Here is a 14422-nt window from a genome sequence, read left to right as displayed (position 1 = left end):
GACTGCTACGAAAGTCCGGTGAGCGACAGGTACGTCTGAGCGACCCAGGGGCCGAGGAACACGCCGAACCATGCGCCGGCGAGCATCCAGGGTCCGAACGGTATCCCGCCGTGTCTGGTCACTCGCCGTGTCGCGAGAAGACCGACGACGAAGATCCCTCCGAAAAGGAACGCCGCGAATGCCCCGACGACGAGTTGGGACCAGCCGAGGTAACCGAGGAACAACCCGACGAGAGCGGCGAGCTTGACATCGCCCATGCCCATGCCGCCCGGACGGATCCAGGCGACGATGAAATAGAAGACGAACAGTGCGATAGCGCCGACCACCATTCCGACAGCGGCTCCCAGATCGCCCCGAAGAAAGGCTGTCGTCCCAAGCAACACTGCCCCGGCACCGAACGACGGGAACACCACCGCATCAGGGAGCCGGTGCGTGTCGAGATCGATCAGGGTCAGAACCACGCTCACCGCCGCGAAGGACAGCAGCGCGATCAACTCCAGCACCGATGCGATCGCTGCTGCCGTGGAAGCAGCGAACTCCGTCGCGATCCGGCCCCACGACCACCAGGCCACAACGGCGAAGAACACGCCTGTCGCGGCCTCGACGAGGGGATAACGGAAGGAAATCGGAGTGCGGCAGTCGCGACACCTCCCGCGCAGCACGAGCCATGAGATCACCGGAATGTTGTCATACGGCCTGATCGCCGTACTGCAGGAAGGGCACGCGCTCGGCGGACTGACGATCGACCGGCCCGCCGGCACGCGAAACGCGACGACGTTGAGGAACGATCCGACGAGCAGGCCGAGAACACCCATCGCGCCGATGACGAATGCGGTCAGTGAGGCCGCCATCTGCAGCGAGATCATGGGATCGCCACCCCTCCTGGCGTGTAAGCCGTCTTCACTTCCACCACGGCGCTGGTTCCGTAGGTCGTCGACACAGGCGAGAGGAATTTCGGTGGCGCGGTGTACTGCAACCGTTGGTCGTACTGGTAGTTCTTGGCGAAGCCTGAGGTGATCGTGCCTCCGGACGACTGCGCAACCGGACCACGGAACTTTTGAGCGATCGCTCCCTTGACGGTCAAGGTCCCTTTCTTCCCCGCGGTGTAGTTCTGCACCTGGAAGGTGTGCGCAACGGAGAGGATCGCTGCATCGATCTCCAGACCGGATGTGGACGAATTCAGGAGATTGCCGCTGGAGTCGACGGGGTTGTAGACCCACACGGCATTCTGGCCGACGAGCCCTAACATGTCGGCCTGCTGATCGACGTACGTGATGTTGCCGACGACGTAGATGTAGTTGTCGGCGGCGACGGTCGCCGCCGCATGGATGCTGCCCTTGACGAACGCGTCGCCGTTTCGGCAGCCATAGGAAGGCGCCGCTGTCGTCGAGGACGGTGCCTTCTCCGACGCCGCGGGATAGCCGAGTCCATTGCTGGTGCCGGAGCTGCCAGACACGTTGGCGCAAGTGAAGTTGCTGGGGAACGCCGAAGCCGCCCAAAAGTTGGGATCGCCGATCGTGCTCGGAACGCTCTGAACGAAGATGAGGTTGTTGGCCGGAACCGGGATGGTTTGGCCGCCGGGGCTTCCCAGCCGTCCCGAGCTCGCATATCCCGGCGTACCGCAGGAGGCGCTCACAGAGCCGCCAGAAGGCAGGTTGCCGGTGATGTTCGTGGCGATGGTCCAGGGACTCCGCACTGTCATCGTGCCGCCGGAGTTGAACGTGATCGTCGTCGGGCCGGTGTACAGGCAACCAGGTCGTGGGACAGACGCGAGGTCCGAGCGGGTTTCCTGCTTCATCTGTGTGTTGGTCGCAGGCATCGGCACGGGTGGGCTGTATCGCGGATACCCGGCGATCGCGAAATTGCCTGCCGAGCATCCGCTCGGGATGATGTATGCCAGGCCGGAGGTCGGGTTCAACCCGGATGTCACGATGTTGTTGAATGTCGTTCCGCAGATCTGCAGAGTGTCGTTGGAGTGCACAGGCCCGTTGATCGTATCTGCGGCAGCGAATTGGATGGGTGTGCAATTCGGTCTGCTCGACACGGCCCACGCATAGGCGGGTGTGCAGGATGTGGACGACGTCGCCGGGTCCTGGATCTCATAGTCGGTGAAGTAGAGGAAGTCGATGAATCCGGACTGCTTAAGGTCTGCGACGATCGACCGAGTCGTCTGGCCGACATGCCCTGTCGACCGCAAGCGCAGTGTGCCGTTGGTCGAGTATTTCGAGTTGTCCACCTCGTAGCGGTAGGTTGCGCGACCGCCGCTGCCGGGGACAGTGGCCCACGAACCGTTCGGACCGGTGCCGAACGCGGGATTGCCGTTCGTCGACGTGAAGCTGCTTGTCGAGCTGAACAGCGCGGATGTCGAGCCGTACTGCTGGTAGGTGTTGTCGTTGGCAAGCTTTGCTTGATAGTCCTCCACCCCGGCGTATGCCGCGGACATGGCGGCGTTCCAGTCCTGGTCGTTGCTCGCTTTCCGAAATCCACCGAGCGACGACGCCAACACGACGGAGACGAGCAAGATCAATGCAGCTCCGATCCCCACCACCATGGCGAGCGCCATGCCATCGTCGTCGCGCCGTCCTTGTCCGAGTCCGCGCATCACAATGACCTCGCCAAGGGGAGATTCGGAAGTCCGACCGTGTTCTGAAGGGTCACATTGCTGCTGTCACCGGTTGCCGACTTGCCGACGGTCAGCGTCACACGAACGGCCGCGATGCTGCGCAGGTTCGACGTCGTGTATCCACCTGTGGGGATCGCGATGGGCTGATTGTTCACATCGAGGTACGTGAAAAGGAAGGGATTCGATCCGGTCCGCGTCACGACGGCGCCGCCGAGATTTCGCGTCGACGATGCGACGGTGGAAAATCCCCAGTATCCGGGGCTGAGGGCGTAAGCGTTGTACTTCGTCTCGATCAGATTGCGGTTGGCATCGAGGCTGAACGTGACTTTCACCGGGAGCTCCGCGGAAGACGCAAGATTGACGTAGGCGTACACCGTGACGGACTCCCCCGTGGCACTGGAGAACGCGGGATCATTGAGGGATTGTCCACTGACCGGGTTCTCGGTTGCAGCACGAAGGATTCGAGAGACCTCGTTCATCCCGTTCGACGCTGTCTTGGCGTTGCCTCCGACGGACTGATTGAGGCTGAAGGACTTCGTCGCCGTCATGAAGAAGCCAGCAACGGCTGCGAGCACGAGGCCGAAGATCGCGATGGCGATGAGGAACTCGGCGATCGTGAAACCTGAATCGTCCGACAGGGATCGGCGAGCGGCGATCATGGTCCCACCTGGCGGGGATCGAGTGTGATCGTCTGAACGGCGGGGGTCATGACTCCGCGTGTGACCAGCGCAATCGACGTGGTCGGCACGGTGCTGGACGTACTGCCTGAGGAGTTCCCGGTGTAGAACCTCCACGCGCCGAACGGAAGAGCGACTGTCATGGACGAGCCCGACGTCAGTTTGGGGAAGGTGTACGTGTTGGCCGTCGTGCATCCGGGGTCACCCGTTCCGGCCACGGGAGCCTGCGCGACCGCTGTCAGATACGTGTTGTTGCCGAGCCCGTTCACCGTCACAACGCCCATGGGGATCGGCAGAGTGGTGATGGTCTGACCAGGCGGGGCCGCCTGACCGGCTTGCACAGCGCGGCCCACCGCGCCATCGACCGCCGGCGTCGTCCACGCCGACGGATCGACGCTGAGGCAGTTCGGATGGCTCGCGATCGGAGCCACATATGCTCCGGCCAGAACGGCGTACCCGTCCGAGAAGGGAAAGAGCCTGCTCGTGGTGGCCGAACCGATCGTCTGAACGAAGGTTCCGCCGATCGGATTGACCCACGACAGGTCGAGGTTCGTCGGCCGGGTGGCGGTCGAAGAAGCGTACTGGACGGAGTACAGAGCACCGTTGTCGTAGGTGAACGGCGCAGTCTGTGCCGTACCTGCCGTCACCTGGACGGGACTCAGAACAGGGGCGGGCTTCTGGTGGATGTCCAGGTAGTTCGGGACAGAAAGCGAGACGTCATAGTTGCCTGGCGTCACTTTGAGTGCGTAGGTGCAACCGTCCGCGTCCGTCGGGGCGGGGACCGTCGTGAGCGGCACTGCTCCGTTGGGAACGCTGGACGGCGCTACGGACACCACCACACCTGGGGTTCCTGCGCCAGAAGCCGATTTCACCGAAACGATGATCGTCCCGAGTGTCGGGTCGTTGATTCTGTTGTTCGGTGCGATCAGGGTGTCCGCGCGGACAGCCGCGGTCGCCGTGCGCATACCCGACCAGGTGACACTGATGTTCACCTTCTTGAACTGTAGGGTCCCGCCTCCCGCGCCGCACGCGACGGTGCTGTTGTTCGTGGACACCCAGTCCGTGCCGCGCACGATCGTGAAGGTCGTGCCGTTGACAACCGTCGTCCAAGACGTGTCGGTGACAGCGAACACATTGCTAGCAGACCTGTCGAGATCGATCTCTTGCGCAGCGAGATTCGCGGCGATCTCGCGAGACCGGGTGTCGGTGGTCAAAAGCAGCGAGCTGGTGATCGACAGGGCGACGCCGATCGAGATGAGTGCGAAGACGAACATCGCGACCATGACCTCGATGAGCGTGAGGCCGGCGTCGTCGGATCGGTTGAGTGCTGCTCGAGTCAAGGTCCACCTCCTCATCGGGTCTTCTTGGAGAGGCTCAGAGCGTCGGTGGGCGGTGGACCGATTCGGTCACCGCCCACCGAGTGTCGGCAGATCGGCCGGATCAGCAGCCGGCCGGCTTGTGCGCCTCGTCCGAAACGCCCGAGTTGTCGGTCGTGTAGAACTTGGCTCCGGAATCGCTCGTGGCCACCAGGCAATAGGTCGTCGCGGTCGTCGCCGGAGCAGATGGGCTCCACGCGACGCTCGTTCCGCTGTAGCCGAAGGTGCCCAAGTTCGTGTTGTTGATAGCGGTGGGAAGGGCGCTGTTGCTGGTCTGGAAGGCGACTACGGCGGTCTTGGCGTTCGTCAGGTCGGACTTTGCCGCGCTGTCCTTCGCGTTGTTCTGGATGCCCAGGTACACGGGGATAGCGATGGCGGCGAGGATGCCGATGATGATGACGACCACGAGCAGTTCGATCAGGGTGAAGCCCTTCTCGTCTTCTTCGAGGAGTCCTTTGCGGCGGGCGTTCAACGTGCCCATGAGGCGGAAGTACATTGCGGTGTCCATTCGGTCGGGGGAATCGTTCGGTTCGAACGGGTGCGAGGTCCGTCCGGTGGCTTGATGCTATTTGGCAGGAAACTCACGGGATAATCCCACGAATGGGGGCAATATCAATCATTTATCACCCCAGTTCAGGGGAGGAAACATGAAAAATGCGTCACGATATTTCTATTTGACGACCGTGGCGATTTGGAAAATGGGCATGTAGAGGGCAATCACCATGCCACCGATGACGACGCCCAAGAAGGCGATCATCAGCGGCTCGATCATGGCGGTGAGTTGCTCCGTCGCGGCTTCGACCTCCTGCTCATAGAAGTCCGCGATCTTGTCCAGCATCGTCTCCAGCGACCCAGCGTCTTCTCCGACGGCGATCATCTGAGTGACCATCGCGGGAAACACCGGCTGCGTCGCCAACGGTTTCGAGATGGAGTCGCCCTGTCGCACGGACTCCGCCACCTCGACGAGCGCGTTCTCGATCACCCAGTTGCCGCTGGTCTCCCCAACGATCCGGAGCGCCTGCAAGATGGGGACGCCCGCCCCGATCATGTTGGCGAAGTTCCTGCTGAACCGGGCCACTGCGATCTTCTTGAGCAGCGACCCGAACACCGGTATTCGGAGCTTGAGAGGATCCACCCTCTTGCGAACGGATTCGCGGTTCTTGTTCCTCCCCCACCAGACCGCGAAGACGATGGCAGCGATCACCAGGACCGGTGCGATCCAGACCATCGCGTGGGACGCGACGACGAGGATCTCCGTGGGTAGCGGGAGCTGGCTCCCCAAACCCTCGAACATCTTCTCGAAGACCGGAACGATGAACAGGAGCATGGCGATGACAGCGAGGATCGACATGATGAGGACGATGACCGGATAGGTGAGAGCCGACTTGATGGTGCCCTTGAGTTTGACCTCCTTCTCGAACGTGCCCGCGATGGATTCGAGAGCGTCGTCCAGAAATCCGCCGGTCTCGCCTGCCCTCACCATGTTGACCATGAGCGGAGGGAAGACGTCGTCGCGCTTCTTCAATGCGTCGGAGACGGAGATGCCCGTCTCGACATCGTCTCTGACATCCGCCATGACGCTCGCGAGCTTCTTGTTCTCCGTCTGCTCGGCAAGAATGTTGAGCGTTCGCAGCAACGAGAGTCCCGACCCGATCATCGTCGCCATCTGACGACTCATGATCGCGAGGTCTTTGAGCTTGACGCCGCTGCCGAACGAGAACGAGACCTCGCGGTTGAGCCCGGTTCCCGCAGGCGCCTCCTCGATCGAGATGGGTGACAACCCCATGGTGCGGAGACGCGTTGCTGCCGACGCCTGCCCGGTGGCGTCGAGACGCCCCTTCACGACCTTGCCTGACGCGTCTCTGCCTTTGTACGCGTACGCCGTCGTCGTCGCCATCAGTGCGCTCCTGAGTATGTGTCGCCGAAGTCGGGCCCGCTCGACGCGATGGCCATCGCCGACGCGTCGGTGGGCGACTCCGCGCGCTGGATGAGGCGGCTGATGCCCTCGAGGTCGTGGGCCTTGTCCATGGCCGCCTTGCGGGTGATCTGACCGGAGTTGACCAGGTCGGCCAGGTGCTGGTCCATGGTGCGCATCCCGGAGTCGCGGCCGGCCTGCATCATCGAGGCGATCTGGTACGTCTTGCCCTCGCGGATCAGGTTGGCGACTGCCGGGGTCATCATCAGGATCTCTGTCGCCACGACGCGGCCGCGTCCGTTGGCGCGCTTCACCAGGGTCTGGCAGACGACGCCCTGCAGAGTCGCGGCGAGCTGGGCGCGCACCTGGTCCTGCTGGTGCGGAGGGAAGACGTCGATGACGCGGTCGATGGTCTGCGGCGCATCCTGGGTGTGCAGGGTGGCGAAGACGAGGTGGCCGGTCTCCGCGGCGGTGAGGGCGACCGAGATGGTCTCCAGGTCGCGGAGCTCGCCGATCAGGATGACATCTGGGTCCTGCCGCAGCACGTGTTTGAGCGCGGCGCCGAAGCTGTGCGTGTCGTGGCCGACTTCGCGCTGGTTGACGATCGACTTCTTGTGGGTGTGCATGAACTCGATCGGGTCCTCGACCGTCACGATGTGGTCGGCGCGGGTCGAGTTGACGAGGTCGATCAGAGCGGCGAGGGTGGTCGATTTGCCGGAGCCGGTGGGGCCGGTGACCAGGACGAGACCGCGCGGCAACTGGGAGAACGAGCCGACCGCGTCCGGGACGCCGAGCTCGTGCAACTGCTTGATCTCGGTGGGGATGAGGCGGAAGGCGGCGCCGACGGAGCCGCGCTGCTGGTAGATGTTCACGCGGAAGCGGGAGTTGGCGGAGATGGTGAACGCGAAGTCCAGCTCCAGCTCGCGGTCGAAGATCTCCTGCTGGCGGTCGGTGAGCAGGCTGGTGATCGCGGCCCTGGTGCGGTCGTGGTTCCACGGCGTCGCCGCGCCGGCAGGGCGGAGACTGCCGTCGACGCGCACCATCGGGGCCGTGCCGACGGTGACGTGCAGGTCGGATGCTCCCTGGTAGACGACCTCGTGCAGCGCGGCGACGAGCTCCGCGTCCGCCCGCTCCAGCGCCTCGCGCTCCACGGTGGTGAGGGTCTCGTCGATGGGTTGCGGCTCGTGCGGGTGCTGGATGGGGAAGGTGGCCTCCGGCACGGGCTCTGCCGCCCGGCGTCCAGCGGGGATGATGCGCTGGACGGGGTAGAGGTCCTCGGCGACGGGGACCGGCAGCGTCACAGGGTCGGACACCGGCGCAGGCAGCGACACTGGGTCGGACACCGGCGCAGGCAGCGGCACAGGGGCGGACACGGGCGCAGGCGGCGTCACGGAGACGGGCGGGAACGCGGGCGGCGGCAGCACGGGAGGCGACACCGGCTGCAGCACAGGCGGCGGCAGCAGCGGCACCCCCGGCCCCGGCGCCCACCCGGCAGCTGTCGATCCCGGTGACGTCACCGGGATCTCGTAGACCGGCTTCGCCTCCGGCGGCGGGAAGCCGCCCCAGCTCGTGTCGTTGCTCGCATCCGATGCCATGAGCCCTCCTAGGCCACCACTCGCAGGATCTCTTCCACCGAGGTCAGGCCGAGCTTGGCCTTCTCCCAGCCGTCTTCACGCAGCGTGAGCATGCCCTGCTCCCTCGCCGCCCTGCCGATCTCGGCACTGGATGCGCGGCCGACGGCGAGGCGCTCGATCTCCTCGCTCACCGCCATCACCTCGTGCACCGCGATGCGGCCGCGGTAGCCGGTGTTCGAGCAGGTCGGGCAGCCGACGGGCACGAACACCACGGGAGGAGCGTCGTCCGCTGTCACGGGGAAGCGCAGGCGCTGCAAGTCGTCGGCCGAGTATGTGGCCGGCTGCTTGCAGCGGTCGCACAGGCGACGGGCGAGGCGCTGGGCGACCACGCAGTCGAGGGCGGAACCCACCAGGAACGGCTCGATGTCCATTTCGGTGAGCCTGGTCACAGCGCTCGGCGCGTCGTTGGTGTGCAGCGTCGAGAGCACGAGGTGGCCGGTCAGCGACGCCTCGATGGCGATCTGCGCCGTCTCGTGGTCGCGGATCTCGCCGAGGAGGACCACGTCCGGGTCGCTGCGCAGGATGCTGCGGAGCGCGCTGGCGAATGTCAGGCCGGCCTTCGGGTTCACCTGAACCTGGTTGATGCCCGCCATCCGGTACTCCACCGGGTCCTCGACCGTGATGACGTTGATCTCCGGCCGCGCGACCGCGTTGAGCGTCGTGTAGAGCGTCGTCGACTTGCCGGAGCCGGTCGGACCGGTGACCAGGATCATCCCGTACGGCTTCGAGTACGACGTGCGGTACGTCTCGAAGTTGCGCTCCAGCAGATTGAGGTCGCGCAGCGTCATCCCGGTGTTCGTGTTGTCCAGGATGCGCATGACAACCTTCTCGCCCCATACCGTCGGCAGGGTGGCGACGCGCAGGTCGATCTGGCGGCCGCCGTGCACGACCGACATGCGACCGTCCTGCGGCTTGCGCCGCTCCGCGATGTCGATGTCGCTCATGATCTTCAGGCGGGAAATGACACCGTTCTGGATGCTCTTGGGCGCGCTCTGCATGGCGTGCAGCACCCCGTCGATGCGGTACCGGACGCGGACGTCGTGCTCGGCAGGCTCGATGTGGATGTCCGAGGCGTGGTCCTGGATGGCCTGGCTCACCAGCAGGTTCACGAACCGGACGATCGGGGCGTCGTCGTCGCTCGACTCCGCGATGGTGAGGCTGGACTCGTCCGGGGTGGCCGACTCCTCCTCGAGCGTGGTGGTCAGGTCGCTCAGCTCGTCGTCCGCGCGGATGTACCTGTCGATCGCGGCGAGCAGGTCCCCGAGCTCGGCGACGGCGGGGGCGATGTTCATCCTGGCGGCGGCGCGAACGTCGTCGATGGCGAACACGTTGCCAGGGTCGGCCATCGCGAGGATCACGGTGCCGTCGGCCGTGCCGATCGGGAGCACGGAGTGGCGGCGGCAGATCGCGCCGTTCACCAGGGAGACGGCCGTGCGGTCCACGGGGTAGTCTGCGAGCTCCACGAACGGGAGGCCGGTCTGGGCGGCGCGGGCGCGGGCCAACTGCACGGCGTTGATGGCACCGCGGGCGAGGAGGTCGCGCACAGCGGCCTCATCGGCCGTCGGCTCGCTCGTCACCGTGTCGAGGTACTCGATCGGCAGATGGCCGTGCAGGATTAGGATTTCCGTCATCGACGCCACGGGAGCCTCCTCGCAAGGACGATGCCGGGGCGGGTCGGGGGTCTCGGCAATTGCGGCGGTACTGCAATATCACTTCTTCGGGTGAAGCGGTGTCACACTATTCCCGCGCGTCCCGCGCGCACCACTCCCGCGTACAGGTGCCACGCACCTGGGGGTCAGCTAGGACTTAGCGCCCGACCCGGCGGCGGGCTCAGCGACGGCGTCAGCGGCGGCGGATGTCCGCGCGGCGCGATGCGAGGTACACGAAGACGCCTGCGATGACGGCGGAGGCCATGGTCGTGATCCAGAACGGAAGGGTCGCTGCGGCGTGGCCGGTGGTGGCCTGGACGATGCCGAGGATGAAACTGCCGACGGCCACGACGAGCAGCGCCACCGCGACGCCGACCATCGCACGGCCGGTCGAGTCGGTGTATTCGAGGAGGTGACGCCACATGCATCCATTGTCGCGCATCCAGACGGGTCGGAGCCACGACGAAGGCACTGGCGTTGTCTGCGAGTGGATCGTCGCTGGTGGCGTCACGCCATGACGACCCGTCGCTTCGGCGGGTGGGTTTCGGCGCGAGATTCGCTGAGCAATTAGCGCGATCGTCACCAGTTCTTCGGCAATACCGGGTCGTCCGGATCGATCGGAGCGCACCGGCTGTATCCGGAGAAGTCGGCGTAGTTCTCGCCGATCGTGAACACGATCGCGAAGCCGTCTTCACGAACACCGGTCAGATACGGCGGATACGACACCACCTTCCGCGGCGGGTAGATCTTGTCGTCCTCGACCACTTTCGTCGGGAACCCGTAATCGGTCCACATCTTCGCAACCCGCTCCGCCGTCTCCTCCGCACTGGACTTGGTCGGACCCTTGTACTGGTTGAAGATGTTCCACGACTCTGACGGGGTGCCATCGGCATAGTCACCACACCCGGTCCCCCAATCCATCGTGTCTGGACTCGGCCAGGTGTCGGCGACCAGCGCTGTCGCCTCATCGTAGAGACGCCGGATCTCTTGTTCGACCGCCACACGGTCGGCTCTGTCGCTATCTTCCACCTGCTGAATCTCCTTCGCAGTCCTCTGCTGTGGTGCGCATCCGGTCAAAGCACTGGATGTGAGGAGCGCTGCCAGCGCCACAACGCTCAGCGCACGGTGAGAATCCCGTGCAGCCGTCCTGCTCCGGACAGCCGGTAATGAGCGAGTCCACTTGACCACCCGCCTCTCATCGAAGCACCGTCACCAATTCTTCGGCAGCCGCGGGTCGTCGGGATCCTCCGGAGCACATCGACTATTGCCAACGAAGTCGGCGTAGTTCTCGCCGATCGTGAACTCGATCCCGAAACCGTCTTCACGAACGCCGGTTAGATACGGCGGATACGACACCACCTTCCGCGGCGGGTAGATCTTGTTGTCCTCGACCGCTTTCGTCGGGAACCCGTAATCGGTCCACATCTTCGCAACCCGCTCCGCCGTCTCCTCCGGACTCGACTTGGTCGGACCGTAGTACTGGTTGAAGATGTTCCACGTCTCTGACGGGGTGCCATCGGCATAGTCACCACACCCGGTCTGCCAACTCTTGTCCGGCGCGGTCGGCCACGAGTCCGCGACCAACGCAGTCGCCTCATCGTAGAGACGCTGGATCTCCTTCTCGACCACCACACGGTCGGCCCTGTCGCTATCTTCCACCTGCTCAATTTCCTTCTCTGTCCTCGGCTGTGGCGCACACCCAGCCAGCGCACCCGTGGCTAGCAGAGCGGCCAACGCCACAACACGCAGCACGCGGCGGGGGTGCCTGACGGTCGCTTTGCTCCCCTCAACCCGGATAGAGCGACGCCCTGTGGCTGACCTGCCTTTCGAGCGGCGCACGGTCACCAGTTCTTCGGTAGCCGCGGGTCGTCCGGGTCCTGCGGGGCACACCGGCTGTATCCCTGGAAGTCGGCGTAGTTCTCGCCGATCGTGAACACGATCGCGAAACCGTCTTCACGCACACCGGTCAGGTATGGCGGGTAGGACACCACCTTCCGGGGTGGGTAGATCTTGTTGTCCTCGACCATTTTCGTCGGGAACCCGTAATCGGTCCACATCTTCGCAACCCGCTCCGCCGTCTCCTCCGTACTGGACTTGGTCGGACCGTAGTACTGGTTGAATATGTTCCACGACTCTGACGGGGTGCCATCGGCATAGTCACCACACCCGGTCCCCCAGCTCCTCTCGGGGGCGGTCGGCCAGGTGTCGGCGACCAGCGCGGTCGCCTCATCGTAGAGACGCTGGATTTCCTGTTCGACCGCGGCCCGCTCGGCTTTGTCCTGATCGTCCACCTGCTGTATCTCCTTCTTAGTCTGAGGCTGGGGCGCGCACCCGGCCAGCGCACCCGACATGAGTAGCGCTCCCAGCGCTACGACGCGCAGCAGGGTGCGAGGGGTGCCCATGATCGTAGTGGTCATCGTCGCGATTCCGACGGGGTCGGGGTCGGGGTCGGGCTCGGGCGAGGTTGCGTGCTCGGCACCGTGGATCGGTCCTGCGGGGTTCCGCCGGTGGGGACTTCCTGCCCCCGCCCCATCGTCGCCATTGCTGTGGCGTATTGCGCGGAGGTGAGGTTGTCGAAGTAGCTGTAAGCGTCAGGGTTCTTTGGCCCCTTTTCCGAACGGGCCGTGTTTCGTGATCCCCTCCAGCGCGACACCATCAAGGGAGGTGTCCTCGGCGCTGAACGGGTGCGCGCCGAAGCCCGGGCTGGTGGGATCGGTGCGGCCGGAAATGTTCTGCCCGACCACGGCCCATCCGTCATTGACGCCCTGGGCTGCGTACACCTCTCCGCCCGGCACATGCAACGCGGCCGCTGAGGGGACGCTCGTGGAAACACCCGCTGATCCGAGGAGCACGACGTGCCCCGCTGACACGTCCTTCCTGGACAGGGCGAGGGCGGCGACGTTGGTCCCGTACGAGTGCGCCACGACCGAGAGCCCGGCCGCGTTCGCGGGCCAGTCCTTCACCGCCGTCAACCCGCGCAGTGTGTTCCCCAGGCGCTCCGCTCCCGCTTTGGCGAGGTCATCTTGGATGACGCCCAACCCATCCATCCCACCGGGCGGGTCGTAGTCCAGCCACGACAGCACCGCGATCTTGTCGCGCGGGACACCGGACGCCTTCGACTGCTGCTGTCGCAGGTCTTTCGCGGCGTTGCCGTATTGTCCGATGTCGTTGGCGGTGGTTCCCATGCCGGGCACCACGACGCTGATGTGTTCGGCCGTTTCCAGAAGCCCCGTGCTGATGGCGACTTTGGTGCGCTCGCCCGGTTGGTAGACATACAGCTCGCGCGGTGGTTCACCGGTCGGACCCTTACCGTAGGCGATATCGATCCGGGAGAGCGTGTCGGCCAGCTTCTGCGCCTCGTCGAGACGATTGAGCGCCCGCCGGCGCACCTCGTCGTACGGCGACCCGATCTCAGGGTCCGCCTTCGCATAGGCGAGACGCTTCTTCGCGTCGGCGAGGTCGACCTTCAGACATTCACGGTTCGCGTCGGAACGGACACGCGGTGGGATGCCGTCGAGGTTGCCGACGAGTCTCGGAACGGCCTTCGCCCACTCCTTCCGCTGTGTGGCGTCGAGCTTCTTCCACCACGCTGCCGCCTTCTCCGGCGCGGGCGGATGGTCCCAGAACCTCTGCAGGAGTCCAGGATGAGCTACCAGCATGGTCCTCATCTGCGACGGGGACAGGTTGTTCAGGAGCGAGGACAACTCACCGGGCGTCGCGGTCGCCCAATCCTTCGAGGCGCCGAGGCGGCCCAGGAAGGCCAGCACCTTCGTCCTCGCCGCGACACCATCGCCGCCAGCACGCGCACCACCCTCGGCCCGGCCGAGTTGCTCCAAAAGCGCAACGGTGTCGCCGATGGCAGCTTCCAGTTGTGTAACACCGTCTCGAAACAGCCCCTGCGTCGCGGAAGCGAAAGCCCGCAGCGCGCCCAACCTGTCTTCCAAGTCTCGAAGGTCCTTCTCGAGCTGGGCCAAGACCAACTCCAACTGCGCGTTCTTGAGCTGCAGGGCGCCGCTCAGACCAGGCGCGGCGGCGAAGATGTCCCCGGTGCTGATGTTGAACTCGATCAGCCGCTCGGTCGCATCCCGCTGGTTCCGAGTCGCAACGATCTGCACCTTCAGCCCCTCCTCTTGGAGGACCCCGAAACGACTCACCTTCTCATCAGCCACAACGTACGTGTCCAGCTCGCCCTGGATGGCATCCAGCTCCGCCTTCGCCCCCGTGATACAGGGCGCGATGATCCACGTGAACAACGCACCGACCGCGGAATACCCCTGCCCGGACAACTCTCCCGTGCCCAAGTCCGCGAGCAGCCGATCAGACGCCCCCTCCAGCTCGACCAGCACAGCCGACGCAGCAGTCAGGTTCGCCGACAACGCCGTCGTCATGCCTTCCGACTCGCCCGAGTCATAGCTCAATCCCACGATGCGCCCACCCTTTCCTGCCGGAGTCAGTCCAACTCCAACTCCGCCCGGGCCACAGTATCAGTTCTACATTTTCAACACCAATACTTTTGTTGCAGATACCACGTGTCGGGTTCCAAAGGCC

General features: G+C 64.7%; 13 protein-coding genes. All 13 read right to left on the bottom strand.

Going from position 1 to position 14422, the window contains the following annotated elements; all coding sequences use genetic code 11:
* Nucleotides 1-5 precede the first annotated feature (5 nt).
* Nucleotides 6-866, bottom strand: coding sequence for a prepilin peptidase (locus ACIRCZ_RS16305; protein WP_402854857.1), 861 nt, complete (start codon nucleotides 864-866; stop codon nucleotides 6-8).
* Nucleotides 863-2602 carry a hypothetical protein gene (locus tag ACIRCZ_RS16300; protein ID WP_402854855.1) on the bottom strand — a complete coding sequence of 580 codons (1740 nt, stop codon included), beginning with the start codon at nucleotides 2600-2602 and terminating at the stop codon, nucleotides 863-865. Before ACIRCZ_RS16300 ends, ACIRCZ_RS16305 begins: the two co-directional genes overlap by 4 nt.
* The gene (locus ACIRCZ_RS16295) at nucleotides 2602-3282 is read right to left on the bottom strand and encodes a type II secretion system protein J (protein WP_402854853.1); all 681 of its coding nucleotides are present in this window, start codon (nucleotides 3280-3282) and stop codon (nucleotides 2602-2604) included. The genes ACIRCZ_RS16300 and ACIRCZ_RS16295 overlap by 1 nt, the downstream gene beginning before the upstream one ends.
* On the bottom strand, nucleotides 3279-4640 hold the full coding sequence (locus tag ACIRCZ_RS16290) for a prepilin-type N-terminal cleavage/methylation domain-containing protein (protein ID WP_402854851.1): 1362 nt from the start codon (nucleotides 4638-4640) through the stop codon (nucleotides 3279-3281). The genes ACIRCZ_RS16295 and ACIRCZ_RS16290 overlap by 4 nt, the downstream gene beginning before the upstream one ends.
* 100 nt (nucleotides 4641-4740) lie before the next feature.
* The gene (locus tag ACIRCZ_RS16285; protein ID WP_402854849.1) at nucleotides 4741-5184 is read right to left on the bottom strand and encodes a type II secretion system protein; all 444 of its coding nucleotides are present in this window, start codon (nucleotides 5182-5184) and stop codon (nucleotides 4741-4743) included.
* 162 nt (nucleotides 5185-5346) lie between these two features.
* A complete protein-coding gene (locus ACIRCZ_RS16280; protein ID WP_402854847.1) occupies nucleotides 5347-6573 on the bottom strand; it encodes a type II secretion system F family protein in 1227 nt (408 codons plus the stop codon).
* Nucleotides 6573-8186, bottom strand: coding sequence for a type IV pilus twitching motility protein PilT (locus tag ACIRCZ_RS16275; protein WP_402854845.1), 1614 nt, complete (start codon nucleotides 8184-8186; stop codon nucleotides 6573-6575). The genes ACIRCZ_RS16280 and ACIRCZ_RS16275 overlap by 1 nt, the downstream gene beginning before the upstream one ends.
* 8 nt (nucleotides 8187-8194) lie before the next feature.
* Complete coding sequence (locus ACIRCZ_RS16270) at nucleotides 8195-9865, bottom strand: GspE/PulE family protein (protein WP_402854843.1); 1671 nt, start codon at nucleotides 9863-9865, stop codon at nucleotides 8195-8197.
* A 202-nt stretch (nucleotides 9866-10067) separates the two neighbouring features.
* Complete coding sequence (locus ACIRCZ_RS16265) at nucleotides 10068-10298, bottom strand: hypothetical protein (RefSeq protein WP_402854841.1); 231 nt, start codon at nucleotides 10296-10298, stop codon at nucleotides 10068-10070.
* A gap of 155 nt (nucleotides 10299-10453) precedes the next feature.
* Nucleotides 10454-10903, bottom strand: coding sequence for a hypothetical protein (locus tag ACIRCZ_RS16260; RefSeq protein WP_402854839.1), 450 nt, complete (start codon nucleotides 10901-10903; stop codon nucleotides 10454-10456).
* Between the two features lie 180 nt (nucleotides 10904-11083).
* Nucleotides 11084-11719, bottom strand: a complete 636-nt coding sequence (locus tag ACIRCZ_RS16255) for a hypothetical protein (RefSeq protein WP_402854837.1) — start codon at nucleotides 11717-11719, stop codon at nucleotides 11084-11086.
* Nucleotides 11716-12291: a hypothetical protein gene (locus tag ACIRCZ_RS16250; protein ID WP_055894683.1), complete on the bottom strand. Its 576-nt coding sequence runs from the start codon at nucleotides 12289-12291 to the stop codon at nucleotides 11716-11718. The genes ACIRCZ_RS16255 and ACIRCZ_RS16250 overlap by 4 nt, the downstream gene beginning before the upstream one ends.
* Before the next feature lie 174 nt (nucleotides 12292-12465).
* On the bottom strand, nucleotides 12466-14298 hold the full coding sequence (locus ACIRCZ_RS16245) for an alpha/beta hydrolase (protein WP_402854834.1): 1833 nt from the start codon (nucleotides 14296-14298) through the stop codon (nucleotides 12466-12468).
* Nucleotides 14299-14422 lie beyond the last annotated feature (124 nt).

It is taken from the genome of Leifsonia sp. NPDC102414 (assembly GCF_044765685.1).
Lineage (GTDB): Bacteria > Actinomycetota > Actinomycetes > Actinomycetales > Microbacteriaceae > Leifsonia.
This window is presented reverse-complemented; position numbering and strand designations above follow the sequence as displayed.